The 596-nt window shown below is 46.6% G+C and carries 2 protein-coding genes; both read right to left on the bottom strand.

What is annotated here, in order from left to right; all coding sequences use genetic code 11:
• The coding region (locus NA197_RS23400; RefSeq protein WP_143192501.1) for a DUF1367 family protein at positions 1–197 on the bottom strand (197 nt) is incomplete at its 3' end.
• A gap of 34 nt (positions 198–231) precedes the next feature.
• The gene (locus NA197_RS23395) at positions 232–480 is read right to left on the bottom strand and encodes a hypothetical protein (protein ID WP_014343878.1); all 249 of its coding nucleotides are present in this window, start codon (positions 478–480) and stop codon (positions 232–234) included.
• Between the last annotated feature and the right edge of the window lie 116 nt (positions 481–596).

The following is a 596-nucleotide window of genomic DNA, read 5'->3' as shown; positions in this document are numbered from 1 at the left end:
GTGGGTTCCCAGTATTCAAACCCAAGATTAAGCAACGCGAAAAAGCGGCGATGGAATGCAGGATTCCTCACCTGACGGAACTCAGCCACCAGCACGGCGCCGAGTTTGATTTTTGATTGCAGAATATCACTGGTCTCCGGCGTTGCGGGGATCAGAATTCCAGATGACTGCTTGATGAGTTGTAATTCGTGCGCCATGGTATTCTCCGTGGCGCAGAAGGTTAACGGTTGTTCAGGCCGTTGATTTCATATTATCAGAAGGTGGTGTTACCCGGTAGCCGAGACGGCGAATAAAATGCATAAAACCGTTGGGAGTAAAAACTTCTTCATCATCCAGCAAAGGACGCATAGATACCATGCCATTTACACGATAGATAAGATGCCTGCCTGATGATGGAAAGCTAAACACCACGCAGCCATCAGATCTCCTTACAATGTCATACCAGCTATCTTCTGACTTTTGCAAAGCTGAATTACTCAATTTTTGTTCTCCCTTCAGGCGATATACAGACGCGGTTAAAAATTGTCGGCAGCAGCATCAAAGGGATACGCAAATTGCGGTATTCTGAAAAATGCGCGCCAGCATTAAGCGCAATG

It is taken from the genome of Salmonella sp. NW884, assembly GCF_051700745.1.
In the GTDB taxonomy this organism is placed as follows: domain Bacteria; phylum Pseudomonadota; class Gammaproteobacteria; order Enterobacterales; family Enterobacteriaceae; genus Salmonella; species Salmonella enterica.
This window is presented reverse-complemented; position numbering and strand designations above follow the sequence as displayed.